The 22,574-nt window shown below is 71.8% G+C and carries 22 protein-coding genes and 7 tRNA genes; 18 read left to right on the top strand and 11 right to left on the bottom strand.

Going from position 1 to position 22,574, the window contains the following annotated elements; genetic code table 11:
• Nucleotides 1-134: 134 nt before the first annotated feature.
• On the top strand, nt 135-1,076 hold the full coding sequence (locus ACFY9E_RS33735) for a phosphotransferase (protein WP_390990652.1): 942 nt from the start codon (nt 135-137) through the stop codon (nt 1,074-1,076).
• Nucleotides 1,077-1,155: 79 nt separating this feature from the next.
• Nucleotides 1,156-1,449: a zf-TFIIB domain-containing protein gene (locus ACFY9E_RS33730; RefSeq protein WP_390990649.1), complete on the top strand. Its 294-nt coding sequence runs from the start codon at nt 1,156-1,158 to the stop codon at nt 1,447-1,449.
• A 55-nt stretch (nt 1,450-1,504) separates the two neighbouring features.
• Here the strand turns inward: ACFY9E_RS33730 and ACFY9E_RS33725 are convergent.
• The 5 genes from ACFY9E_RS33725 to ACFY9E_RS33705 form a co-directional block, all read right to left on the bottom strand.
• Nucleotides 1,505-1,576: transfer RNA gene (locus tag ACFY9E_RS33725), tRNA-Val, on the bottom strand.
• A gap of 43 nt (nt 1,577-1,619) precedes the next feature.
• Nucleotides 1,620-1,691: transfer RNA gene (locus ACFY9E_RS33720), tRNA-Val, on the bottom strand.
• 25 nt (nt 1,692-1,716) lie between these two features.
• Nucleotides 1,717-1,788: transfer RNA gene (locus ACFY9E_RS33715), tRNA-Val, on the bottom strand.
• A gap of 1 nt (nt 1,789) precedes the next feature.
• Nucleotides 1,790-1,863 (bottom strand) — tRNA-Cys (locus ACFY9E_RS33710).
• 37 nt (nt 1,864-1,900) lie between these two features.
• Nucleotides 1,901-1,973 (bottom strand) — tRNA-Gly (locus ACFY9E_RS33705).
• Between the two features lie 178 nt (nt 1,974-2,151).
• Here ACFY9E_RS33705 and ACFY9E_RS33700 point away from each other — a divergent pair.
• From ACFY9E_RS33700 to ACFY9E_RS33690, 3 genes are read left to right on the top strand one after another with little or no spacing between them, the layout of a single operon-like run.
• The gene (locus tag ACFY9E_RS33700; RefSeq protein WP_390990646.1) at nt 2,152-3,195 is read left to right on the top strand and encodes a chorismate-binding protein; all 1,044 of its coding nucleotides are present in this window, start codon (nt 2,152-2,154) and stop codon (nt 3,193-3,195) included.
• Nucleotides 3,192-4,013, top strand: a complete 822-nt coding sequence (locus ACFY9E_RS33695) for an aminotransferase class IV (protein WP_390990643.1) — start codon at nt 3,192-3,194, stop codon at nt 4,011-4,013. The genes ACFY9E_RS33700 and ACFY9E_RS33695 overlap by 4 nt, the downstream gene beginning before the upstream one ends.
• Nucleotides 4,014-4,068: 55 nt before the next feature.
• Nucleotides 4,069-4,890 carry a GNAT family N-acetyltransferase gene (locus ACFY9E_RS33690; protein WP_390990640.1) on the top strand — a complete coding sequence of 274 codons (822 nt, stop codon included), beginning with the start codon at nt 4,069-4,071 and terminating at the stop codon, nt 4,888-4,890.
• Nucleotides 4,891-4,921: 31 nt separating this feature from the next.
• Here the strand turns inward: ACFY9E_RS33690 and ACFY9E_RS33685 are convergent, their stop codons facing one another.
• Nucleotides 4,922-5,446: a DsbA family protein gene (locus ACFY9E_RS33685; RefSeq protein WP_390990637.1), complete on the bottom strand. Its 525-nt coding sequence runs from the start codon at nt 5,444-5,446 to the stop codon at nt 4,922-4,924.
• Nucleotides 5,447-5,621: 175 nt separating this feature from the next.
• Between ACFY9E_RS33685 and ACFY9E_RS33680 the strand changes: the two genes are divergently transcribed.
• Entirely contained in the window at nt 5,622-6,062 is a 441-nt protein-coding gene (locus ACFY9E_RS33680; protein ID WP_390990635.1) for a hypothetical protein, read from the top strand.
• A 157-nt stretch (nt 6,063-6,219) separates the two neighbouring features.
• Nucleotides 6,220-6,417, top strand: a complete 198-nt coding sequence (locus ACFY9E_RS33675) for a hypothetical protein (protein ID WP_390990633.1) — start codon at nt 6,220-6,222, stop codon at nt 6,415-6,417.
• Between the two features lie 85 nt (nt 6,418-6,502).
• Here ACFY9E_RS33675 and ACFY9E_RS33670 read toward each other — a convergent pair whose 3' ends face one another.
• A complete protein-coding gene (locus ACFY9E_RS33670; RefSeq protein ID WP_390990630.1) occupies nt 6,503-7,060 on the bottom strand; it encodes a CGNR zinc finger domain-containing protein in 558 nt (185 codons plus the stop codon).
• A gap of 322 nt (nt 7,061-7,382) precedes the next feature.
• Nucleotides 7,383-7,796, bottom strand: coding sequence for an SsgA family sporulation/cell division regulator (locus ACFY9E_RS33665; protein ID WP_004002642.1), 414 nt, complete (start codon nt 7,794-7,796; stop codon nt 7,383-7,385).
• A 191-nt stretch (nt 7,797-7,987) separates the two neighbouring features.
• On the opposite strand from ACFY9E_RS33665, the gene ACFY9E_RS33660 reads away from it, so the two are divergent.
• The 7 genes from ACFY9E_RS33660 to ACFY9E_RS33630 all read left to right on the top strand — a co-directional run bounded on the left by ACFY9E_RS33660 (nt 7,988) and on the right by ACFY9E_RS33630 (nt 16,309).
• A complete protein-coding gene (locus ACFY9E_RS33660; RefSeq protein WP_390990627.1) occupies nt 7,988-8,446 on the top strand; it encodes a TIGR02611 family protein in 459 nt (152 codons plus the stop codon).
• 46 nt (nt 8,447-8,492) lie between these two features.
• Nucleotides 8,493-8,564, top strand: a tRNA-Val gene (locus ACFY9E_RS33655).
• Nucleotides 8,565-9,689: 1,125 nt separating this feature from the next.
• Nucleotides 9,690-10,979: an extracellular solute-binding protein gene (locus ACFY9E_RS33650; protein ID WP_390990625.1), complete on the top strand. Its 1,290-nt coding sequence runs from the start codon at nt 9,690-9,692 to the stop codon at nt 10,977-10,979.
• Nucleotides 10,979-11,980: an ABC transporter permease subunit gene (locus tag ACFY9E_RS33645; protein ID WP_390990622.1), complete on the top strand. Its 1,002-nt coding sequence runs from the start codon at nt 10,979-10,981 to the stop codon at nt 11,978-11,980. Before ACFY9E_RS33650 ends, ACFY9E_RS33645 begins: the two co-directional genes overlap by 1 nt.
• The gene (locus tag ACFY9E_RS33640) at nt 11,977-12,864 is read left to right on the top strand and encodes an ABC transporter permease subunit (protein ID WP_390990620.1); all 888 of its coding nucleotides are present in this window, start codon (nt 11,977-11,979) and stop codon (nt 12,862-12,864) included. The genes ACFY9E_RS33645 and ACFY9E_RS33640 overlap by 4 nt, the downstream gene beginning before the upstream one ends.
• 7 nt (nt 12,865-12,871) lie before the next feature.
• On the top strand, nt 12,872-13,462 hold the full coding sequence (locus ACFY9E_RS33635) for a hypothetical protein (RefSeq protein ID WP_390990617.1): 591 nt from the start codon (nt 12,872-12,874) through the stop codon (nt 13,460-13,462).
• Between the two features lie 111 nt (nt 13,463-13,573).
• Nucleotides 13,574-16,309, top strand: coding sequence for a Tat pathway signal sequence domain protein (locus tag ACFY9E_RS33630; RefSeq protein WP_390990614.1), 2,736 nt, complete (start codon nt 13,574-13,576; stop codon nt 16,307-16,309).
• Nucleotides 16,310-16,401: 92 nt separating this feature from the next.
• Here the strand turns inward: ACFY9E_RS33630 and ACFY9E_RS33625 are convergent, their stop codons facing one another.
• Nucleotides 16,402-16,710, bottom strand: a complete 309-nt coding sequence (locus ACFY9E_RS33625; protein ID WP_390990612.1) for a hypothetical protein — start codon at nt 16,708-16,710, stop codon at nt 16,402-16,404.
• Nucleotides 16,711-16,778: 68 nt separating this feature from the next.
• A complete protein-coding gene (locus ACFY9E_RS33620) occupies nt 16,779-19,163 on the bottom strand; it encodes an SCO7613 C-terminal domain-containing membrane protein (protein WP_390990609.1) in 2,385 nt (794 codons plus the stop codon).
• A gap of 97 nt (nt 19,164-19,260) precedes the next feature.
• Between ACFY9E_RS33620 and ACFY9E_RS33615 the strand changes: the two genes are divergently transcribed.
• Both ACFY9E_RS33615 and ACFY9E_RS33610 read left to right on the top strand, forming a co-directional pair.
• A complete protein-coding gene (locus tag ACFY9E_RS33615; protein ID WP_390990606.1) occupies nt 19,261-19,707 on the top strand; it encodes an SRPBCC family protein in 447 nt (148 codons plus the stop codon).
• 39 nt (nt 19,708-19,746) lie between these two features.
• Nucleotides 19,747-19,818 (top strand) — tRNA-Val (locus ACFY9E_RS33610).
• 68 nt (nt 19,819-19,886) lie between these two features.
• On the opposite strand, the gene ACFY9E_RS33605 is transcribed toward ACFY9E_RS33610, so the two are convergent.
• Nucleotides 19,887-20,615 carry a 3'-5' exonuclease gene (locus ACFY9E_RS33605; RefSeq protein ID WP_352118610.1) on the bottom strand — a complete coding sequence of 243 codons (729 nt, stop codon included), beginning with the start codon at nt 20,613-20,615 and terminating at the stop codon, nt 19,887-19,889.
• 169 nt (nt 20,616-20,784) lie between these two features.
• Between ACFY9E_RS33605 and ACFY9E_RS33600 the strand changes: the two genes are divergently transcribed.
• Together ACFY9E_RS33600 and ACFY9E_RS33595 are read left to right on the top strand one after the other, a co-directional pair.
• Entirely contained in the window at nt 20,785-21,351 is a 567-nt protein-coding gene (locus ACFY9E_RS33600; protein WP_390990603.1) for a DUF4365 domain-containing protein, read from the top strand.
• A complete protein-coding gene (locus tag ACFY9E_RS33595) occupies nt 21,348-22,574 on the top strand; it encodes a hypothetical protein (RefSeq protein ID WP_390990601.1) in 1,227 nt (408 codons plus the stop codon). The genes ACFY9E_RS33600 and ACFY9E_RS33595 overlap by 4 nt, the downstream gene beginning before the upstream one ends.

Genomic DNA, 22,574 nt, shown 5'->3' with positions numbered 1-22,574 from the left:
GGGTGCGGCGGACGGCAAAAATGCCGGCGCAGCTGGGGAGCTGCGCCGGCATTGCTTTTTGTCCGGCAGGCGCCGAGCACCCGGAACAGGCAGTTCCCTGCGGCCGGACCCCCGTCTGCACGTACTCTCACCCGGTGAACTCCGCCCCCGGCCCGCTCCTGACCGACCTCACCGCCAAGGCCCGAGCCACCGCCCACGCACGCTCATCGGCCTGCCCGTGTGGCGCGGCGACGCTGGCCGACCGCCCCGACGGCCTGGTGGTGCGGCACGCGGACACCGTCGCGAAGGCCCACCCCCCGGGCACCGACCCGGCCGAACTCGCCGGCCGCCTCACCCTCGCCACCCACCACCCCGGCATCCTTCTGCCCCCGCTGACCCCGGCACCGGCCGCCCTGCACGGCCGCCTGGTGACGTTCTGGCCGTACGGCACCCCGGTGGACCCCGAGGATCCCGACGCCGCACCCTGGGAAGCCGCCGCCTCCCTCCTCGCCCGCCTTCACCGCACCCCGGCCCCGCAGGACCTGCCCACGATGCGCGGCCCGGCCAAGGCGGCGCAGGCCGTCGCCCGGCTCCGTGAGGCCGGCCCGCACCCCGCGGCCGCCTCGGTCCTGCGCGCCTGGGCGACCCTCCCGCCCTGGGCCCGGGCCGAGGCGCCGATGCCGCGGACCGGCACCCTCTGCCACGGCGACCTCCACCTCGGCCAGCTCGTCCGCCATCCCACCCCGGCGGGCCCCTGGCTGCTGATCGACGTGGACGACCTCGGCGTCGGCGTCCCCGCGTGGGACCTCGCCCGCCCCGCCGCCTGGTACGCCTGCGGCCTGCTCCCGCCCAACGCGTGGGCCCGCTTCCTCGCCGCCTACCGCGAGGCGGGCGGCCCCGCCGTCCCGGCCGAGGGCGACCCCTGGCCCGCCCTCGACGTCCCGGCCCGTGCCCTCACCGCGCAGACCGCGGCCCGGGCCGTCGCCAAGGCGGTCGCGGCCGGCCGGCCACTGGACGAGGTGGAGCAGTCGGTCGTGGACGCCTGTGACCGAATGGCTACCGTCCCGCCGCAGTTGGCGCAGGAGCACGCGAAGTAGGGTGCAACCGACCACAGCGGGACAGAGTCTGTCCTGGCGAGATGTGAAGCAGGACCGACCGGCGAGGAGTTGAACGACCATGCAGTGTCCGAAGTGCCGTGCGCCGATGCACACGTACAACCGCAACGGTGTCCAGATCGAGCAGTGCAGCGGCTGCCGCGGGATCTTTCTCGACTACGGCGAGCTGGAGTCGCTGACCCGCCTGGAGGCCCAGTGGTCCCAGGCCGCCCCGCCGCCCGCCCCACAGGCCTACCCCGCCCCACAGGCCTACCCGGCCCCACCGGCCCCCGCTTGGGGCGCCCCGCACGGCGGTCACGGCCATCACGGTCACCACCGCAACAAGAGCTTCGGGCACATGCTGTTCTCGTCCTGAGCCGTGACATCACAGGAGCCCCCGGTCGCGAACGGCCGGGGGCTCCTGTGTGATGTGGACGATACTGGGATTGAACCAGTGACCTCTTCCGTGTCAGGGAAGCGCTCTCCCGCTGAGCTAATCGTCCTCGGGACCATGACCACTGAGAGCAGCGGACCATGGGCATTGCGTGCGCGATACTGGGATTGAACCAGTGACCTCTTCCGTGTCAGGGAAGCGCTCTCCCGCTGAGCTAATCGCGCGGGTCGGGATCCTCGAAAGATCCAGTGGACGATACTGGGATTGAACCAGTGACCTCTTCCGTGTCAGGGAAGCGCTCTCCCGCTGAGCTAATCGTCCTTGGAGGTGGAGACGGGATTTGAACCCGTGTAGACGGCTTTGCAGGCCGTTGCCTCGCCTCTCGGCCACTCCACCAGGAGTGTAGGGGACCGGGAAGCCCCCTCATCCTTCGAGCGGACGACGAGGTTCGAACTCGCGACCTCAACCTTGGCAAGGTTGCGCTCTACCAACTGAGCTACGTCCGCCTGTCGTTTCGGTCCGCTCTCGCGGCCCGGCGACGTGTTGAACTCTAGCGGATTCCGGTGCCAGGACAAAAACGCGTTTGCGCAGCGTGCTGCGCTTCCCCTGCTCAGGGACGTCACAGGGCCGCCCGGGGAGACGTCCCCCGGTCACGCGAGGGACACCCGCCATAGACTCGACTGCGTGCTCGACCTCCCTCCTCTCGCCCGTTTCGGCGACCGCGTCGCCACCGGGCTCCTCGACGTCACCGACGACCCCGAGGCCCTGGAGTCCAGCGGCTTCTGGGCCGTCTGCGCCGACTTCGAGGGCCGTCTGACCTGCGCCCGCTTCGCGGAGGTCCGGACGGCGGACGTGCCCGCCGCCGTACCCGGCGCATGGCGCGGACCGGCCGCCGGTGACTGGACGTCCTCGCTCGAGCGCGCCGCGTACACGGCCGCGGTGCGGCGGATCCGCGACCACATCGCGGCCGGCGAGGTCTACCAGGCGAACCTGTGCCGGGTGCTGTCCGCGCCCGTGCTCCCCGGTGCCGATGTGGACGCCCTCACCGCACTGCTGGCCCGCGGCAACCCGGCCCCGTACGCAGGAACGATCCGCCTGCCCGGGCACGGCGTGGAGATCGCTACCGCGTCCCCGGAACTCTTCCTGCGGCGCGAAGGCCGGATCGTCGAGTCCGGGCCGATCAAGGGCACCGGCAGGACCGAGGCGGACCTGCTGGAGAAGGACTACGCGGAGAACGTGATGATCGTGGACCTCGTCCGCAACGACATCGGGCGGGTGTGCGCCACGGGCAGTGTGACGGTGCCCGACCTGTGTGCCGTCGAGAAGCACCCCGGGCTGGTCCATCTCGTCTCGACGGTCCGCGGCGAGCTGGCGGACGGGGCAGGCTGGGCCGAGCTGCTCGGCGCCGCCTTCCCGCCCGGCTCGGTCACCGGCGCGCCCAAATCCAGCGCCCTGCGGATCATCGACGCCCTGGAGACGGCGCCCAGAGGGCCGTACTGCGGCGGGGTCGGCTGGGTCGACGCCGACCGCGGGACCGGTGAGCTGGCCGTCGGCATCCGGACCTTCTGGATCGACCGGGCCGACGGCGTGCTCCGCTTCGGCACCGGCGCCGGGATCACCTGGGGCTCCGATCCCGAGGGGGAGTGGCGGGAGACCGAGCTGAAGGCGGCCCGGCTGCTCGCGATAGCGTCGGGAACGTACGAGGTGAGTGGAGAGGACCTGACGTGAAGATCTGGCTCGACGGCGGGCTGCAGGACACCGAGTCCGCCCGCGTCTCCGTCTTCGATCACGGGCTGACCGTGGGCGACGGCATCTTCGAGACGGTCAAGGCGGTGGACGGCCGGGCCTTCGCGCTCACCCGGCACCTCGACCGGCTCACCCGCTCCGCGCGCGGCCTCGGCCTCCCCGACCCGGACCACGACGAGGTGCGCCGCGCCTGCGCCGCCGTCCTGGAGGCCAACCCCGTGCCGCTCGGCCGCCTGCGCATCACCTACACCGGCGGCCACGGCCCGCTCGGCTCCGACCGCGGCGAACACGGCCCGACCCTCGTCGTCGCCGTCGGCGAGACGACCCGCCGCCCCGACTCCACCGCCGTGATCACGGTCCCCTGGACGCGCAACGAGCGCGGCGCACTCACCGGTCTGAAGACCACCTCGTACGCCGAGAACGTCGTCGCCCTGGCCCGAGCCCGCGAACAGGGCGCCTCCGAGGCCCTGTTCGGCAACACGGTGGGGCGGCTGTGCGAGGGCACCGGCTCCAACGTGTTCGTCGTCCTCGACGGCGAGATCCACACGCCGCCGCTCCCCTCCGGCTGCCTCGCGGGCATCACGCGCGCGCTGACGGTCGAATGGACCGGCGCCGCTGAGACCGACCTGCCGCTGGACGTCCTGGAACGGGCCGACGAGATCTTCCTGACGTCCACCCTGCGGGACGTGCAGGCCGTGCACCGTGTCGACGGCCGTGAGCTGCCCGGCGCGCCGGGCCCGGTGACCGCCAAGGCGATGCGGATCTTCGAGGAGCGGTCCGGGAACGACCTCGATCCCTGACAGTTCGCGGATAATTCGGCTGACCAGGGCCGTGGTTGCGGGTAGAACACCCCTGATGACCACGACCCTGCGGCCGACCGAGCCGCTTCAGCAGAACGCCGACGGGACACGCTCACGCCGCTACCAGGTGTGCGTGAACAGCCGTCCCGTGGGGGCGATACACCTCGGCACGCATCCCGTGTTCGGCGACGCGGTGGCCCGGATCATGAAACTGCGCATCGACGAACCGGACCGCGGGCGGGGCCGGGGCACGGTGGCCGCCCTCGCCGCGGAGGAGGTGGCGCGCGGCTGGGGATGCCGCCGCATCGAGGCGGCGGTACCCGCCGAGTCCGCGGCGGGGCTCCGGCTCGCCACGACGCTCGGCTACGTCGTCCGCAACCGCGGTATGGAGAAGCCGCTCGGCGACACCCCGCCGGACCTGCCGGAGGGCAGCCGTGCCCGGCCCATGACCGAGGCGGAGTTCGGCCCCTGGCTGGAGAAGGGCAAGGAGGACTACGCGCGCAGCTGGATCGAGCGGGGGGTCCCGGAGGCCGAGGCCCGGGCGAAGTCGGAGCGCGACCACGCCACTCTCCTGCCCGACGGGCTCGCCACCCCCGGCATGCTCATCAGCGTCGTCGAGCACCTGGGCACACCGGTGGGCACGCTGTGGCTGGCGGTGCGCGAGGACAACGCCTTCGTCTTCGACGTGGAGGCCGACGCCGCCCACCGGGGTAAGGGACACGGCCGCACCCTCATGCTCCTGGCGGAGGCCCAGACGATCGCCGAGGGCAGGCGGACCCTCGGCCTCAACGTCTTCGCCGGCAACACCCCGGCCGAACGGCTCTACGCGTCGCTCGGCTACGAGACGACGCAGTACGCCATGTACAAGCCGCTGTAGCGGCCCGCAGCCGGGAGCCGGGCGCGAGCGGTCAGTGCTCCTGCCCGGCCAGCAGCCGGTCCGCGATCTCCTCGATCCGCCGGCGCAGCCCCTCCTGGCTCTTGCCGCCGTCGAGCCGCTCACCGCCGATGACGTACGTCGGGGTGCCGGTCACACCGATCGCCTTGCCCTCGGCCTGGTCGGCGTCCACGATCAGGATGTGACGGCCGTCGATCAGCGCTGTGTCGAACTCCTCGGCGTCCAGACCCAGTTCGCGCGCCACCTCGACCAGGAAGGGTTCTCCCGCCCGGGCCAGCTCCTCGACCCGTCCCAGCAGAGCCTCGACATACGGCCATCCCCGGCCCTGCTCCCACGCCTCCTCCGCGGCCTGTGCGGCCGCGAAGGCGTGCTTGTTCTTCTCCAGCGGGAAGTGCCGCATCCGCAGTTCCAGACGGTCGCCGTAGCGGGCGCGCAGCGCACGGAGATCGTCCAGCGCGGTGCGGCAGTCCGGGCACTGGAGATCGCACCAGATCTCGAGGACGAGGGCGGCGGAACGGTCGGGGGAGGAGTCGCTCATGCCCACATTCTCCCAGCAGCCGTGACCGGGGACGCAGCCCGCACCGGCACCTGCGGAGGAGACGACCCGGAGATCTCCCTGATGTCGGGCCGGAGCATGGCCCGCCGGGGATCGGCGGGTGCAGGATGGAAGGGACGAAGTGCCCCGACCCGACCCCGCACGCCTGGAGGACCGGATGATTGCCGAGACCGTCTGCTCCGCCGTGTCCGCGGCAGGCCTGGGCATTGCGGTGATCACGGCGTACCGCAAGCGCTATCTCGCGGCGGTCCGTATCGCGGCCTACGCGCTCGTCCCGATCGGCCTGGTGATGACGGGGGTCGTCGAGTGGCTGGCCGACACCGCGTTCAGCCCGACGGCCTGGGCCGGGTTCGGGGTCCTCGGCGTCGCGTGGGTGCTCTTCATGACCACACGGGCCGTGGAGCGCCGCCGCGGAGGGACCCGCAAGGAGCGCAGGGCGGCGGCCCGCGCGGCGGACCGGCCGGAGGCGGTCGCTCCCGTGGCCTCGGCGCCGAGTCTGGGCCAGGGCTCCCGTCCGGCGACCCGGCCCGCCCCCGCGTCCCGGGGCGAGGACGACTTCAGCGACATCGAGGCCATCCTCAAAAAGCACGGCATATGACCGGGCCCCGCGCCCGGGGCTGAATCGTCACAGTGGGTCCGCCGGTGCGCGGAAGTGATCACAACCCGAACCGGACCTCACGGAATCGGTGCACTCCCGCACGCAACGAGGACGCTGATCGCGCCCGGCAGGGCGAGTGGGTCATCATCGCCCCGAGATGCTGGACACGACGGAACAGAGCGACCCCGCACCGCCGCAGGACGGGGCACCTCCCCCAAGGGACGAGCCACGTCCCCGGCAGGACGAGCCGCGCGGTTGCCTCTTCGCCCTATCCCAGCCACCGCTGATGATCTTCCTGGCGGTGATCGGGAGTCTGCTGCTCATGGCCTCGTTGCACGATCTGCTGTTGCTGTGAGCCTGACCCGCGGTACCCGGCGTCACCCGCCGGGGCCCGCGTCGGCATCGGCGCCTTCCGGGGCCCGGCGGCCCGGCGACGGCCGTCAGCCCGCCGCCTCCTTGCGGCGCGCCCGGTAGGCGGCCACATGCAGGCGGTTTCCGCAGGTGCGGCTGTCGCAATAGCGCCGCGAGCGATTGCGGGACAGATCGACGAAGGCACGCCGGCAGTCGGGCGCCTCGCACCGCCGCAGCCGCTCCTGCTCCCCGGCGACCACGAAGAACGCCAGCGCCATCCCGCAGTCGGCGGCCAGATGGTCGGCGACGGAGGCGCCGGGTGCGAAATAGTGCACATGCCAGTCGTAGCCGTCGTGGTCCGTGAGCCGGGGCGTGGTGCCGGCGGCCGCGACCAGCTCGTTGATCTGGCCGGCGGCGGCCCGGGCGTCGGGGGCGGCGAAGACGGCGGCGAAGCGTCCGCGGATCTTGCGCACCGCGGAGAGGTCGAACTCCGAGAGCACCCCGACGTCGCTGATCTCGTGGTTGCGCACGAAGTCCGCGAGGGCCGCCACATCCGGCAGCCCGTCCGCCGTGTCGTCCTCCGGTGCGGTGTTCACCAGATCGACCACGGTGTCGAGGGCGCACCGGGTGTCGTGGGTGATCAGCACGATTCGCTCCCTGGCCTGAGGGTCGGGCGGGCGCCCGCCGATGCTGGCCGATGGTAACGGCTCCACCACCGCCGGACCGCCCTCATGCCCGCACATGGCTTCGAATAGAACGTCGCCGGGCCCGCCGGGGTTCCCGAGGGGCGACAGAGGGAGCGGGCAGCGGGGGGCGGTCGCGGCGGCAGGGGGAGTGCCCCGGCACGTGACCCGGCGCCGAGCCGCGTAGGCCGCGGCACCGGCGCCGGTGTCATCCCGTATGCGGTTGTCCGAGCCCGAGCCGTCTCCCCGAGTCGACGGCGCCGGGCGGCTTTGTGAGCGCCTCGCCCTAGCTTTCCGCCAGGATGTGCGAGAGCTCCTGGTCGAGGTCGAAGTGCCGGTGCTCCGTGCCGGGCGGCACGGCGGCGTCGGTCCGCTTCAGGAAGGACTCCAGGGCCCGTGCCGGGGCCTCCAGCAGGGCCTCGCCCTCCGGAGAGCTCAGGGCGATGCACACGACGCCCTGACCGTGACTGCGCGACGGCCAGACGCGGACGTCGCCGGTGCCCGTAGGGCGATGAAGTCCCTCGGCGAGCAGGTCACGGGCGAACACCCACTCGACGGTTTCCTCGGCTCCGGTGTGGAAGGTGGCGTGCACGGCGTAGGGGTCGGCCGTGTCGTACCGCAGGCCTGCGGGGACAGGCAGGGAGGACTCGCTCGACACAACGAGGCGCAGGTGCAGCTCGCAGCTGACCGTGGTGTTCATAAGCGCCAGGGCCTTTCGCTCAGTGTGCGCTCGGGGATTCGCACGTCGGCGAAATCGACATGCCACCTACGGTGCCGTTGTAAACCCCTCTGAGTGTTTTGCGTGCCTTTACGTAACTCTTCCGGCCGAGAGATCGTTCGCGTCGTGCGTCCATTCCGGTGACTGGTTTCGCTCGGGTAGTGTTCGGCCGTATGAATACGGGGAGTAACGAGCCGGGCGAGGTGGCCGTGGCGTCGGACGAGACGGGGACGAACGAAGGGCGCGGCGAGCCGGATCGGGGCCTCGGCTCCCGGGCGCCGGAATTCATCAAGGCCCGCCGCGCGCTGCACGTGAGCTGGCAGGTCGGCGTTTTCATCATCGGCCTCGCGGTGGTCGGGGCCGGCATCATCATGCTGCCCCTGCCGGGGCCGGGCTGGGTCGTGATCTTCGGCGGCATGGCGATCTGGGCGACGGAGTTCGTGTGGGCCCAGCTGGTGCTCCGCTGGACCAAGCGGAAGGTCACCGAGGCGGCCCAGCGCGCCCTCGATCCCAGGGTGCGGCGCCGCAACATCATCCTGACGTCGATCGGGCTGGTGATCGTGGGCGTGCTCGTCGGCATCTACCTGTGGAAGTTCGGCATCGTGATGCCGTGGAAGATCAAGGACCAGTGAGCGTCACAGGCACCCCCTGACATGGGGTAATGTTCTTCCTGCGTCCGGGCGATTAGCTCAGTGGGAGAGCGCTTCGTTCACACCGAAGAGGTCACTGGTTCGAACCCAGTATCGCCCACTCGGACCGGCGGCCCACCTGCGATCAGCAGGTGGGCCGCCGTCGTTTTCACCTTCACCTGGCAGGGCATCGCCTCGCTCGGGCGGAGTGCCGGAGGGTGACTCGCCGTCGGCATCGCCCGCCCGGCGGCGTGGCCGGAAACCCCTGCGACGAGCCGCTCCCGCCGCTGCCGGCTCCGCCCGTCGGAGCGCACGCGCTGTCGGTTCCGCTGGTGGACGGGCTGGGGCAGGAAACGCGGTGCGGCGGCCGGCCCGTCCTGTCTCGTGACGCCCGGCATGCCCCCGAGCTCCCGCATCTGCGAGCAAGGGCCCTCCCTCGCCGCACAGGCCCCCGAGCGCAACCAGTGCGCAGGCACCCGCCCGGCATGCCGAGAGCACGCACCGGATGCCGCAGGGCTCGCCCTCCGGGCGGACGACGCGACTGTGCGGACACCCCGGGGCCCGCCATGCAGGCTCCTGGCGCCGCGGAGGGCCCGCCGTCGGGACAGCAAGGGCACCATCTCCCGTCCCCGGCCGGGTCCACATGAACCCCTGCCTGGCTGGCCACCGGCGCCGCCTGCCGTGGCACCCACACCGGCCCCGGCGCCCGCCGTAGGCGCATCGCCGCCGCGTCCGGCACCTCGGGGACCCAGGCCGTGCCGTCCTGGAGGCCCGCACCGCCGGTCCCCGCGAGTCAGCCATCCCGCCCCGCATCCAGCTCCGGCGCTCCGCCCACCTCGGCCCCGACCGGCCCCCACGCCGGGCCCCCACCGCACCCACCGACCTCCGACGCCTCCAGGCGCTCCCGTCCCCGCAGCCCGAACACCCACCCCGACGCCACGGGGCCCAAACCGGCCCCCCACCCCCAGCGCCCCCTCCCTCCACCCACCGTCGCCTTTCGGTCGGGCAGGACACCCGCACGACCGGCCCTCCTCCGTTCGGCGCTTCGACCGCACCGCCGTCACCAGCGACGTCGTTCGAGCCCTGGGCCCACCCCGCCTCCTCGGCCCGGTCCGTCTCCCGCCCTCGCGGTAAGAAAATCTTGTCCGAATCATTGACGCACTCACAGCCCCTCCGTAACTTGTGCCAGCAAGCGCTTACTTGAAACGATTCATGCGAGCAGGGCGACGTGCGGGGAGGTCCAACCGTGGTGAACGGCAGGAATGTTGAGAGACGTACGATCCTGAAGGCGGCCGGGGCTACGGCGGCCACGCTGGGGCTGGCCGCGACGACCGGTTGCGGCGGTGACGGAGGGACCTCCGCGGACGGGACGGTGACGATCCGTTACGCGTGGTGGGGTGCGGAGGACCGCGCCGAGAGAATCAACAAGACGATCGAGCTCTTCCACAAGAAGTACCCGAAGATCAAGGTGAAAACGGACTTCCAGCCTTATGTCGACTTCTGGAAGAAGTTCAACACCCAGGCCTCGGGCGGAAATCCGCCGGACGTGTTCCAGAATGCGGTCGGCTTCCTCCGTAAATACGACGCGAAGAACGTGCTGCTCGATCTCAGCGAGCAGGCCAAGGCCGGCCACCTCCGGATGGAGGGATTCCGCGCGGGGCTGGAGAAGTTCGGCGAGATCGACGGCAAACTCCTCGGCGTTCCGGTCGGTTCCAACTCGATGGCCCTCGTCATCGACAAGCCCGTCTACACCCGCGCCGGCGTCAAGCCGGAGCAGGGCTGGACCTGGGACGACTTCGACGCGGCGATGAAGAAGATCCGCGACAAGACGGGCCGGGCCGGCGACAGCGGCATGTACGGCACCATGTACCTCTACGACCTCTACCTGCGCCAGAACGGCAAGGCGTTCTTCACCGAGGACGGACTGGGCTTCACCGAGGCGGACCTGACGGACTGGTGGACGAAGGCCAGGAAGGGTGTCGAGGAGGGTCTCTTCTCCGACCCCAAGAAGGTCGCCCAGATCAAGCCCAAGTCGGCGTTGGCCGCGGAGCTCTCGGGCAGCGAGTTCACCTGGGACAACTTCACCGTCCGCTACACCTCCGAGGGCAAGAGCGAGTACGGCCTGGCCCCGATCCCGACGACGGACGGCAAGAAGACCGGCCAGTACCTCGGCTCCCTCATGCTGAGCGCCTCCAGGCGCACGCAGCACCCCAAGGAAGTCGCCCAGTTCATCGACTTCATGGTGCACGAGCCCGAGGTCGCCAAGATCATGGGTTACGACCGCGGTGTGCCCGCGACGCAGGCCCAGTTCGACGCGTACAAGCCGACCGACCCTGTCAACCAGGCGATAGCCGCCTACGAGGAGTCCCTCGTCAAGGCCGGCGTCCTCGAGCCCATCACCCCGCACCCGAACGGCGCGGACATCTGCGAGTCGGCGTTCCTGCGCATCGCCGAGGAGATGGGCCTGGGCAAGAGGTCGGTGGCGGAGGCCGTCAAGCAGTTCTTCACCGAGTCGAAGACGGCTCTCGGCACCTGATGGGAACCACCGTGACACACGCCCCTGCGATGGAGGGCCTGTCTCAGGACTCCGAGCCGCGGCACGGTCCGGTGAAGCCCGCGCGCCCCGCCGCCCTCAAGCGGCGGCGGCGCCGGGAGAACCTGGCCGGCTATCTCTTCATGTCCCCGTGGATCGCCGGGTTCCTGCTGCTGACAGCGGGCCCGATGATCGCCTCGCTCTACTTCGCCTTCACCGACTACAACCTGTTCGACGCGCCCCGGTGGATCGGCCTGGACAACTTCTCGGAGATGTTCGGCGATCCGCGCTGGCGCCACTCGGTGCAGGTGACGCTCTGGTACGTTGCCGTCGGCACGCCGCTGAAGCTGCTCGCGGCCCTCGGCGTTGCGCTGCTGCTCGCCCAGAGCCGGCGCGGCCAGGCCTTCTACCGGGCCGCCTTCTACGCGCCGTCGCTCATCGGCGCGAGTGTCTCCGTCGCGATCGTCTGGAAGGCGATCTTCTCGGACGACGCGGTCGTGGACCGTACCCAGAAGATCTTCGGCATCGACGTCGGCGGCTGGACCGGCGACCCGGACATGATCATCTACAGCCTGGTGGCGCTCACCGTCTGGCAGTTCGGCGCTCCCATGGTCATCTTCCTGGCGGGTCTCAAGCAGGTCCCGCGTGAGCTGTACGAGGCGGCCGAGGTCGACGGGGCGGGCGCGCTGCGGCGGTTCTGGAACATCACGCTGCCGATGATCTCGCCGGTCCTCTTCTTCAACGTCCTGCTGGAGACGATCCACTCCTTCCAGATCTTCAGCTCGGCGTACATCGTCGGCGGCGGCGCCGGAAGCAACGCCTGCGGTCCCGCGGACGGCTCGATGGTCTACACCTGCTACCTCTACGTCCAGGGTTTCGAGAACAGCCGCATGGGTCTGGCGTCCGCGATGGCCTGGCTGCTGCTCGTCGCGGTGGCCCTGGTGACGGCGGTGCTGTTCTGGTCCCAGAAGCGCTGGGTGCACTACGAGGAGGGCGCCCGATGAGTGCGCAGGCCACCGACATCAAGCCAGCCTCCGGAGCCGGAGCGCTCCGTCACAAGCTGCCCGGCTCCCTCGCCTGGCACATCGGGTCGCTGCTGATCCTCGCGGTGATCCTCTACCCGGTGATCTGGGTCATCGGCGGGTCCTTCAAGAAGAGCGAGGAGATCGTCGGCAGCCTGGACCTTCTCCCGACCGACCCGGTCATCGCCAACTACAAGAGCCTCGCCGACGGCATCGCCGACATCTCGATCTCCACGTTCTTCCTCAACTCGCTGTTCCTGGCGGTCGGTTCCGTGATCGGGATTCTGGTGTCCTGCTCGCTGACGGCCTACGCCTTCGCGAGGATCCGCTTCGCCGGCCGCAATCTGCTCTTCACGCTGATGATCGGCACGCTCCTGCTGCCGTACCACGTGCTGCTGATCCCGCAGTACGTGCTGTTCCGCAACATGGAGATGATCAACACCTACACGCCGCTGCTGCTCGGGAAGTACCTGGCCACCGAGGCGTTCTTCGTCTTCCTGATGGTGCAGTTCATGCGCAACATGCCCAAGGAGCTCGACGAGGCGGCCCGCCTCGACGGCTGTGGGCACTTCCGCATCTACTGGTCGATCGTGCTGCCGCTGAGCCGGCCGGCCCTGATCACCAGCGCGATCTTCACCTTCATCAACTCCTGGAACGACTTCATGGGCCCGCTGATCTACCTCAACGAGCCCGACAAGTACACGGTCTCGCTCGGCCTGAAGATGTTCGTCGACCAGGAGGGACTGGCCAACTACGGCGGCATGATCGCCATGTCGCTGGTCGCGCTGCTGCCGGTCCTCGCCTTCTTCCTCGCCTTCCAGCGCTATCTGATCGACGGCATGGCCACGTCGGGTCTGAAGGGCTGAGGCGGGCATGGCCGGGACACGGGTGAAGGCACGGGGTGAGTCGGCGCTCGCCGAGCGGTTCGCGGTGTTCGCCGAGTCTCTGCTGACCGGTGTGTGGATCGCCGTCGTCTCGCTGGGCATCGTCACCTACCCCGCCGCGTTCGCCGCCGGGGCGCGGCACCTGCGGCGTCGTACCGCCCACGAGGGCGGCGGATGGCGGGAGTTCGCCGCCGATTTCCGCGCGGCGCTGCGCGGTGGGTGGCTCGTCGGGCTCGCCGGGTGGGCGGCGGTGGCCGCGGTCTGGGTGGACGTGCGGGCGGCCCGGGCGGGGATTCCCGGCGGGCCGCTCGTCGGGGCCCTCGGCGTCGTCGCGCTGATCGGGCTCGTCGTCGCGGGGCTGCGTGCGGCCGCGGTCTGGGCGCCGGGTACGCGCTGGCGGACGCTGCTGGCCGAGGCCGGGCGGCGGACCGTGCTCGATCCGGCCGGGTCCTTCCTGATCATCGGCGGGCTGGCCGTGGTGGCCGCGTCCGCCTGGTTCTCCGCGCCGCTGGCGGCCCCCGTCCTCGGGGCCGTCGCGGCGGCGGCCGTCGCCGTGGAGGAACGGTACCGGCACCGCTGAACGGCGGTGCCCCCTTCCAGGTCGGTGCCTCGGCGCCGCACCTCTCTCTGTCATGCCCCTGACCAGCGCACGGATTCGCTTCCCGCACGGACAAGGAAAGGCAGCATCGCCATGTCTCCCATCCCCCGCAGGTCCCTCCTCAAGGCGGCCGCCGTCACCGGAGCCGCCGCCCAGTTCAGCTGGGCGCTGGGAGCCCAGAACGCCCAGGCCGCGCCCGGAGCCGAACCCGCCGACGCGGATCCGGTGACCCTGGACTGGCTGGAGGACGGCGGCCTCGGCGCCGCACCCGGCTCCACCGTCGGCGTGCCCTGGCCCAAGGGCGCCTACCAGAAGGACCAGACCTTCGCGCTGACGGACGCCGGCGGCAAGGCCGTACCCGTGCAGTCCTGGCCGATCGCCTACTGGCCCGACGGGTCCCTCAAGTGGACCGCGCACGCGGTCGCGTCGGGGGACGGAAAGCTCACCCTGGCCGCCGGGACACCCGCCGCACCCGAGAAGAAGGTGACCGTCGAGAAGCGCGGCGGCACCATCGGCATCTCGACCGGCGTCATCACCGCGAAGATCGGCACGTCCGGTTCCACGATCGTCAAGTCCGTCACCCGGGGCTCCACCGAGATCGCGAAGAACGGCCGGCTCGTGCTGATCCGCCAGCCCGAGATCGAGGACGAGGACCAGGGCGCGGTCAGGACCGAGCGCTTCGACGGCGCGATCTCCAAGGTCGAGGTCGAGCAGGCCGGCCCGGTGCGCGCGGTCGTCCGCATCGACGGCAAGCACCGCAAGGGCGGCCGCAGCTGGCTGCCCTTCTCGATCAGGCTCTACTTCTACGCGGGCGCCGACTCCTTCCGCATGGTGCACACCATCACCTACGACGGCAAGCAGGAGCCGGGCAAGGCCAGTGGCGACTTCATCCGCGGCCTCGGAGTCCGCTTCACCGTGCCCCTGCGCGACGAGTCGTACGACCGCCACATCCGCATCGGCGGCGACGGCACCGGCATGCTCCGCGAGGCCGTCAAGGGCATCACCGGACTGCGCCGGGACCCGGGCGCGGCCGTGCAGGCGGCCCAGTTCGAGGGCAAGAAGCTGCCCGATCCCGCCACCTGGGACCAGCGGGTGACGACCCGGCTGCAGTACATCCCCGAATGGGGCGACTACACCCTCTCCCAGCTCTCCGCCGACGGCTTCACGCTGCGCAAGCGCACCAAGAAGGGCCACGGCTGGGTCGCCGCGGGCGGTGGCCGCCGCGCCTCCGGCTTCGGCTACGTCGGCGGGGCGAGCGGCGGGTTCTCCTTCGGCCTGCGCGACTTCTGGGAGAAGTTCCCCGCCCAGCTCGACATCCGGGACGCCCACACCGACGAGGCCGAGGTCACCCTCTGGCTCTGGTCGCCCGAGGCACAGCCCATGGACATGCGCTTCTACCACGACGGCATGGGCCAGGACACCTACCCGGAGCAGATCGAAGGCCTCAACATCACCTACGAGGACTACGAGCCGGAGTTCGGCACCCCGTACGGCATCGCCCGCACCTCCGAACTTCTCTTCTGGGCCAACGAGTCGACCCCGAGCCCGGACCGGCTCGCCGAGCAGGTCGAAGCCGTCCGCGTGCTGCCGCAGCTGGCCGCCCCGCCGAAGCAACTCATCAAGGCCAAGGTCTTCGGTCCGAACCTGTACTCCCAGCCCGACCGCTCCACCCCGGCCAAGGCGAAGATCGAGGACCACCTCGACTTCCTCTTCACCTACTACAAGGACCAGGTGGAGCAGCGCCGCTGGTACGGCTTCTGGGACTACGGCGACATCATGCACACCTACGACACGTTCCGGCACCAGTGGCGGTACGACATCGGCGGCTACGCCTGGGACAACTCCGAGCTGTCGCCGGACCTGTGGCTCTGGTTCGCCTACCTGCGCTCCGGCCGTGCCGACATCTTCCGCTTCGCGGAGGCGATGACCCGGCACACCGGCGAGGTCGACGTCTACCACCTGGGCAAATGGGCGGGCCTCGGCACCCGGCACGGCGTGCAGCACTTCGCCGACAGCGCCAAGCAGCAGCGCATCGCCAACACCACCTACCGGCGCTACTACTACTTCCTCACGGCGGACGAACGCGTCGGCGACCTCATGCACGCCAACGTCGACTCCGACGAGACGTTCCTCGCCCTCGACCCGCTCCGCAAGATCCGCACCGAGCCGTACACACCCGACCGGCACGCCCTGTCGGTCGGCTTCGGCACGGACTGGAGCGGCCTGGTGTCGGCCTGGCTGACGGAGTGGGAGCGCAAGGGCCCCAAGTGGGAGAAGGCCAAGGCGCGTGTGCTGTCCACCATGGAGACCATCGCCGCCCAGCCCAACGGCTTCGTCCAGGGCAGCGGCCTGTACGACCTGGACACCGGCAGGTTCGCCGTCGCCGGGGCCCCCAAGGTGGAGGTCTCGCACCTGTCGGCCGTCTTCGGCCTCAACGAGCTGTGCGCCGAGCTCATCGACCTCGTCGACATGCCGAAGTTCAACGAGGCGTACTTCGACTACTGCCGCTACTTCAACGCCACCAAGGCCGAGCAGAAGGCCCGATACGGCTCCGACTTCGGCAGCCTGCTGCTGTTCCAGGGCCACTCGCGCCTCGACGCGTACGCGGCCGTCAAGACCGGCGACGAGAAGCTCGCCAAGCGGGCCTGGGAGAAGTTCTACAACTCCGACGGCTACAAGGAGTCCGCGCCCTGGCGGACGGAGAAGCTGAGCGGCCCGGCCGCACTGGTGCCGGGCAGCGAGGCCACCTGGGTGTCCACGAACGACACCGCGCTGTACGGCCTCGCCGCCATCGAGAACCTGGCACTGCTGGGGGACAGGATGCCGTAGCGGGAAGCCGGACGAGCGGTTCCCGTGGCGACGCCGACGCGGGAACCGCTCGTCCTGACGGAAGAGCACCGCCGTGCCGCTCTCCTCCGCGGCTACGCCCGCGCGGTGGGCTCCGGCCGCCCCGGGCCGAACACCACACCCGCCGCTTCACCGGCCCGGCGCACCACGTCGACCGCGTGCGCCGCACGCGGGTCGACTCTGACGGTGAGCAGCAACTCCCGCGGTCCGATCACGGGTTCCGGCACGTCCAGCACATGGACACCGGCGACGCTCGTCCGCAGTCCCTCCGGGGCCGTGTACAACGCCACGGCCCCCGCACCCACCACCGAGAGCAGGCGCTCCAGGGTCCCCTGGACCCCGGCACCCGTGCCCCCGCCCGGTGATCGCCCCAGGTCCGTCAAGATGCCTCCCCGTCCCCCCGGCCACGGGCTTTGGCCGCAATCGAGAGCCCCGACGGCGCACAAAGGGGCTAGTTCATCCTCCCCAGCACCTCCCTCACCCGCCGGACGTCACGGATCCGCTGCTCGTACGTCGCCCCGAGCGCGAGCAGCAGGAGTCCGGCGAGGGCGGGAGGCGCCCAGCGGGGCAGGGCTCCCGTCACCTGCACGACGTACGGGGCGAGTTCGTGGAGGGTGACCAGGGCCAGCACCGAGCCGCCGAGCGCCAGCGGTGCCTGGAGGTGGTGCCGGGCACCCAGCAGAGTGACCAGCAGCGCCGCGACGCCGAGCAGGAGGGGCCGCGTCCAGTGCGGATCGGCCCAGGCCGCGACCAGGCTCGGCAGGAGTGTGGCCGCGAGCCCGGGGCCGTACGCCGTCCAGGACGACGTCTGCGGATCACGGCGCCGGCGCAGCGCTCCGACGAGCAGCGCCGGGACGGTCACCGGGAGCGTGTACGCCTCGGGAGTGCCGACGTCCCAGACGGCCAGCCGCACCCAGGCGGCCAGCACGAACAGGGCCGTGGCCGCGTAGCCCACGGGACGGCGCTCGGCGCGCAGGGCCGTGCCCGCGGCGATCACCCCGCACAGGGCCAGCACCAGGGCGAGCATCGGCGGGTCGGTGACGGCGAGAGCCACGGCGAACAACCCGAGGGCGGCCCCTACGGCCTCGACGGGCACCGTCGCCCGGGACGCGCCGAGCCGCGGCGCCAGCAGGGCGGCGGCGGCGGGAACCACCAGGACCAGCAGGGCGATGCGGGCCGGCGGCCAGTCCGCGGCGGCACCGGACGCCGAGGCCAGCCCGGCGCCGTACACGAGAGCCGCCGGAGCCGTGAAGGGCGCGACACCCGTCCGCCGTGAGGCCGCGGCGAACATCAGCGTCAGCACGGACAGCGCGATCAGGGTCGCGGACCGGGAGGCGAGAGAGAGCAGGGTGAGGTCGGCGGCCGTTACCAAGGACAGGACGAGGGCCGTGACGCGCGTGGCCGCCGACGCCGTGATCCGGCACGCGTACAGCGCGGCCGCCGTCAGGACGCCCGGAACCAGCGTCCCCGCCGGGTAGGGAACCTCGAAGACCGCCGGAAGCGTCAGGGCCGTCGCCCACAGCAGCCCCAGGGAACCGAGCAGGGCCCGCCCACGCCACGGCTCCGTACGCACCACCAGGGCGAGCACGGCGGCGATCGCCACCAGCACGAGGGGAGCCACGGTCGCGCCGGACGGCCAGGGCACCTCCATGGTCACCGCCGCACGGGCGTCGGCGGGAGCACCGCTCCACACCCGGCCCAGCCGGCCGGCCGGGCCCAGCAGCACCACGGCGACGACGGGCAGCGCCCACAGCACGGCCAGCGTCTGTACGGCACCGGAGGCCCAGGCGAAGCCCCGCCGCACGGCGTCCGGCAGCCGTTCCCTCCGCACCGCCGCCAACAGGCCGATGCCGACGGCCAGATGAGCCGGGACCACCCACTCCGACGGCACCCCGGGACGAGCCGCCCCACCGAGCGCGGCCACGACCAGCAGCCCGGCCGTGATCGCGAGACCGAGAGCGTGCCGCGTGCCCGGCCCCCGCAAGGCCGCAGCCAGGGCGATCGCCCCGGCGAGAAGCAGCAGCGCCCCGGCGCGGGAGGCCGCGCCGGGACCGCCGGCCGTCAAGGACAGCCAGCCGGCGCCCAGTACGCCCCAGCCGCCCATGCCGTACGCACCGACGACGGCGGTGATCCGCACGGCACCGGCCGGCGACCGCACCACCGCCACCGCGTCGAGTCCGGCCGTCACCAGCAGTGCGCTCGTGATCACGTACGCACTCGCGCCGGCGGCCAGGGCCCCCAGCAGCAACGGGAGCTGGGCCGCTGCCAGGGCGCAGGGCAACGGCAGACGCAGCGCGGCCGTGGCCGGCAGCAGGCCGTACGCCGCCCAGGCCGCCGCCAGGACCGCCGACGCGGCGGCCGCGTACCCGGTGCCGTCCGTCCCGGAGAGGGCCGCCGCGTGCAGCGCGTAGGCGTCCAGGACGGTCAGGGCCAGCCCGAGGCCCGCCACCGCCTCGGCCGTCGACCGCAGCCCCCGCTTCAGCAGGGCCACAGGTGCGGCGAGCGCGGCCAGCGTGACCGCGCCGAGGACCAGGGCCCGCCCGGCGATCCCCATGTGCCCCCAGCTGACCAGCGTGAACACCGCTGCCGCGAGCGTGAGCAGGACACCGCCGAGGACCAGCAGCGCGTTCTGCACGCTGGGCGCGGCCGTCTCCGGACGGGGCGGTGCGGCGGCCGGCGCATGCGCCGAGGCCTGGGCCCGCGGCTGCTGCGTCTGGTGCAGGGCCGCGACCAGCCAGGCGCGACGGGTCAGCAACTGGGCACGCCGGGCGTCCAGTTGCCAGAGCTCGGCGTCGAGGAGCCGCAATTCCTCGGCCGGCGGCGGAAGGTGGGTCATGCACCGCAGTGTGGTACGCGTCACCTCGCACGGCATGAGTGCGGATACTCAGGCGCGTACTCACCCGGTCCACGCCACGAGTGGGCAGACTGCCGGCATGGACTGGAACCATTACCGCTTCCGCAGTCTCTGGCCCCTTCCCGCACCCCCCGCCGCCGTGTTCGACGTGCTGGAGCGCCCCGAGGACTACCCGCGCTGGTGGCGGCAGGTGCGGGAGGTGACCCGGCTCGACGGCACCACCGGGGTGATCCGCATCCGCTCCGTCCTGCCGTACGACATGACCTTCACGGCGCGGGAGGTGCGGCGCGACCCCGCGGCCGGGGTGCTGGCAACCGCCCTGACCGGGGACATCGAGGGCTGGGCACGCTGGACGGTCACGCCGCACGGAACGGGCAGTCTCGCGCGGTACGACCAGGTCGTCAGCGTGCACAAGCCGCTGCTGCGGCGGTTCGCCGTGCCGGGGCGGCCCGTCTTCCGCGCCAACCACGCGCTGATGATGCGGTCCGGGCGGCGCGGACTGCGCGGGTACCTCCGAGCGGTTTGAAGGAAGCGTGCCCGGACCTGTATGGTTCAGTGCGTTCCCGGGCGATTAGCTCAGTGGGAGAGCGCTTCGTTCACACCGAAGAGGTCACTGGTTCGAACCCAGTATCGCCCACCGGAAACAGCCGGTCCGTCTCAGACGGACCGGTTTTTTCATGCCTTCGCGGGCCCCGTACCAGGTGCTCAGGCCGCTGCAGGCAGGTCCGGGCGCAGCGGCCACGCCGGGTCGACCGCCTCGTCCACACCGCTGCGCGCGAACCACGCCTGCAGGCCCCGTGCCTGGGCCGCGTGCCACACCGCCTGGAGGGTGTGCAGCTCACCCGGGGCGAGCCGCTCCAGCCGGGACGCGAACCGGCGGCCCACCGCCCGGGTGACCTCCAGCGCCGCCACGGCGTCCGCCGCCGCGTCGTGCGCGCCCTCCAGGGCGACGCCGTAGTGCGCGCACAGGTCGGTCAGGGTGCGGCGGCCCTTGCGGTAGCGGTCCAGATGCTTGTCCAGGACCCGCGGGTCGAGCACGGACAGCGGCGCCGACTCGAACCAGCGGCCGAGCGCGGAGGCGCGGTGACGGCGCAACTCCCGGTCCAGCAGGGTCAGATCGAACGGCGCGTTCATCACCACGACCGGCCGCCCCGCGTGCGCCTGCTCGGCCAGCGCCTGCGCTATCTCGTACATCACCGGCGCCGGCCACCGGCCGTTGCGCTGCAGGTGTTCCTCCGTCAGCCCGTGTACCGCCGTCGCCTCGGCGGGCACCGGCACCCCCGGGTTCACCAGCCAGCGGCTCACCCGCGGCCGGATGCCCGGGGCATCCTGGACGACGACGGCGGCCGACACGATCCGGTCGGTCTCGACGTCCACGCCCGTCGTCTCCGTGTCGAAGGCGGCCAGCGGCCCTTCATACCAGCACGTCGTCATAGCCACACAACCCCTCGTTCACCCTCGGCAGTTGACATACCGTCCGCTGCCCGATCCGGTGATACCCGGGCTGTTTGCGCCGTACGCCGGAAGGAGACAACAGGAGTACGGGTTGACGCAGTTCAGCGGCCCGCAGCGGGGAAACACTTGTTCTGGAAGGCTGTTGGCCATGGCCATAGCGCAGCCCGAACGGGGCGGGCTGCTGCCCGAGCGCACGGCCCCCTCTCGCGGCACACTCGCCACCACCGCCTGCATGGAGACCCTGCAGGTCGGCTATCTGCACGCCGTCGCGGCAGCCGCCGGCTGCTCGCTGTCCCAGCCCTTTCCCGACAACGGCATCGACTGGCACGTCAGCCACAGCGCACCCGGGCACACGGTCGACGACGAGGTCACCATCAAGGTGCAGCTCAAGGCCACCTACCAGGTGCCGCCCAACCCACCGGGCCGCACCTTCTCCTTCACGCTCGACAACGACCACCTGGCGAAGCTCGCCCGCACACCCGTGTCGGTGCACAAGATCCTGGTGGTGATGCTGGTGCCGCGCACCCAGGACGACTGGCTGCGCGCCAGCCACGACCGGCTCGACCTCAGGCACTGCTGCTACTGGACCAACCTCGCCGGACAGCCCATCACCGGCCGCCGGCGCACCACCGTGCGCATACCGACCGCGCGCATCTTCGACGACCGGGCCCTGTGCGAGATCATGACGCGGGTCGGGACGGGAGGGAAACCGTGACGCACCGCCCGACCGAGGAGCCGCTGAGGCCCGTGCGGCCCCACCCCGTGGACACCCCCTGGAGCGGCTCTCCGCCCGAGCCCGTCGACGTCGACCCGGCCGTGCTCAGCGCCCTGCTGCGACGGCACGGCTGGCAGCGACGCGGCGGCGCCCCGGGACGCTACGGCCGCTGGACCCCACCCGGCCCCGGCGGCAGCGGCACCAGCCTCCTGGTTCCCGAGAGCCGGGCCTTCCCCGACAGCGACGACCTGCTCGGCGAGGCCCTGCTCGCGCTGTCCCGCAGCGGCACGCCGTCCGCCCGCGAGGTCCTCGTCTCCCTCGCCGTGCCCAGCGACGAGATCCGCTGGTGGCACGACGTCCCCGCCGGACCCGCCGGCACCGCGTCCTGGACCGTCGAGGACCGGCTGCGCGGCGCCGCCCGCCGGATGCTGCTCGCCGCGGCCCTCGCCACCCGCGCCCGGGCCGGCTACCACGGCGCCCGCCACCGCCGCTCCGCCGCCGCGGCCCTGCGACACGTCCTCGTCGGCTCCGCCACCGACGGCCGGCTCACCGCCTTCGTGCCCGTCGCCGCCGGCCGGCCGCTCGCCGTCTGTCTCCACCAGGCCCTCTCCGCCGCCCGCGAGGCCATCGACTACCAGCGCGCCACCGGCGGCATGGACGCCTTCGACGCGGCGGTCGAGGCCGGGGTGAGCCATGAACTCACCGAGGCCCTCGTCGCCCTCGTCCGGGGTACCGAGGGCGCCCGGATCGCCGTCGAGTGGGCCCCGGCGGCCGGGGTGCCCGAGGGCTGCGCGCCCTCCGCCGAACCCGTCGAGTTCTCACCCGGTGACCTGGCCGTACTGCGCGAGGCGGGCGCCCGTTACCTGCGGGAGGAACCCGCCGTGCCGGTGCGGATCACGGGAGCCGTGGTCCGGCTGCGCCGGTCCGGGCCGCGCGGCGACGGCACCGTACGGCTGCGTGTGCTCGCCGGGGCCGACGTGCCGAACGTCCGCATCACCCTCGACGAGGAGGCGTACCGGATCGCCGGGCACGCCCACCTCGTCGGGCTTCCCGTGCGGGTGCAGGGGCGTCTGGAGAGCCGGGGCGGATTCCGCCGCCTCACCGGCGCCCACGGCGTCGTCCCCGTCCAGGTCGACGACGCCGAGCGGGACCGGCTGATGAAGGAGCTCCACGAGAACCTCGACTTCTTCGAGGAGGCCTGCGGAGGGGACTGCGGGGACTGA

The organism is Streptomyces sp. NPDC012466 (assembly GCF_042955215.1).
Taxonomy (GTDB): domain Bacteria; phylum Actinomycetota; class Actinomycetes; order Streptomycetales; family Streptomycetaceae; genus Streptomyces.
The sequence above is the reverse complement of the archived record's forward strand: the minus strand, read 5'-3'. Positions and strand labels throughout refer to the sequence as shown.

Bases quoted from the DNA above. Each gene is read 5' to 3' on its own strand.
- ACFY9E_RS33730 (WP_390990649.1), top strand. From the start codon at position 1,156: ATGCAGTGTCCGAAGTGCCGTGCGCCGATGCACACGTACAACCGCAAC.
- ACFY9E_RS33690 (WP_390990640.1), top strand. From the start codon at position 4,069: ATGACCACGACCCTGCGGCCGACCGAGCCGCTTCAGCAGAACGCCGAC.
- ACFY9E_RS33685 (WP_390990637.1), bottom strand. From the start codon at position 5,446: ATGAGCGACTCCTCCCCCGACCGTTCCGCCGCCCTCGTCCTCGAGATC.
- ACFY9E_RS33680 (WP_390990635.1), top strand. From the start codon at position 5,622: ATGATTGCCGAGACCGTCTGCTCCGCCGTGTCCGCGGCAGGCCTGGGC.
- ACFY9E_RS33675 (WP_390990633.1), top strand. From the start codon at position 6,220: ATGCTGGACACGACGGAACAGAGCGACCCCGCACCGCCGCAGGACGGG.
- ACFY9E_RS33665 (WP_004002642.1), bottom strand. From the start codon at position 7,796: ATGAACACCACGGTCAGCTGCGAGCTGCACCTGCGCCTCGTTGTGTCG.
- ACFY9E_RS33660 (WP_390990627.1), top strand. From the start codon at position 7,988: ATGAATACGGGGAGTAACGAGCCGGGCGAGGTGGCCGTGGCGTCGGAC.
- ACFY9E_RS33645 (WP_390990622.1), top strand. From the start codon at position 10,979: ATGGGAACCACCGTGACACACGCCCCTGCGATGGAGGGCCTGTCTCAG.
- ACFY9E_RS33640 (WP_390990620.1), top strand. From the start codon at position 11,977: ATGAGTGCGCAGGCCACCGACATCAAGCCAGCCTCCGGAGCCGGAGCG.
- ACFY9E_RS33635 (WP_390990617.1), top strand. From the start codon at position 12,872: ATGGCCGGGACACGGGTGAAGGCACGGGGTGAGTCGGCGCTCGCCGAG.
- ACFY9E_RS33630 (WP_390990614.1), top strand. From the start codon at position 13,574: ATGTCTCCCATCCCCCGCAGGTCCCTCCTCAAGGCGGCCGCCGTCACC.
- ACFY9E_RS33620 (WP_390990609.1), bottom strand. From the start codon at position 19,163: ATGACCCACCTTCCGCCGCCGGCCGAGGAATTGCGGCTCCTCGACGCC.
- ACFY9E_RS33615 (WP_390990606.1), top strand. From the start codon at position 19,261: ATGGACTGGAACCATTACCGCTTCCGCAGTCTCTGGCCCCTTCCCGCA.
- ACFY9E_RS33605 (WP_352118610.1), bottom strand. From the start codon at position 20,615: ATGACGACGTGCTGGTATGAAGGGCCGCTGGCCGCCTTCGACACGGAG.
- ACFY9E_RS33600 (WP_390990603.1), top strand. From the start codon at position 20,785: ATGGCCATAGCGCAGCCCGAACGGGGCGGGCTGCTGCCCGAGCGCACG.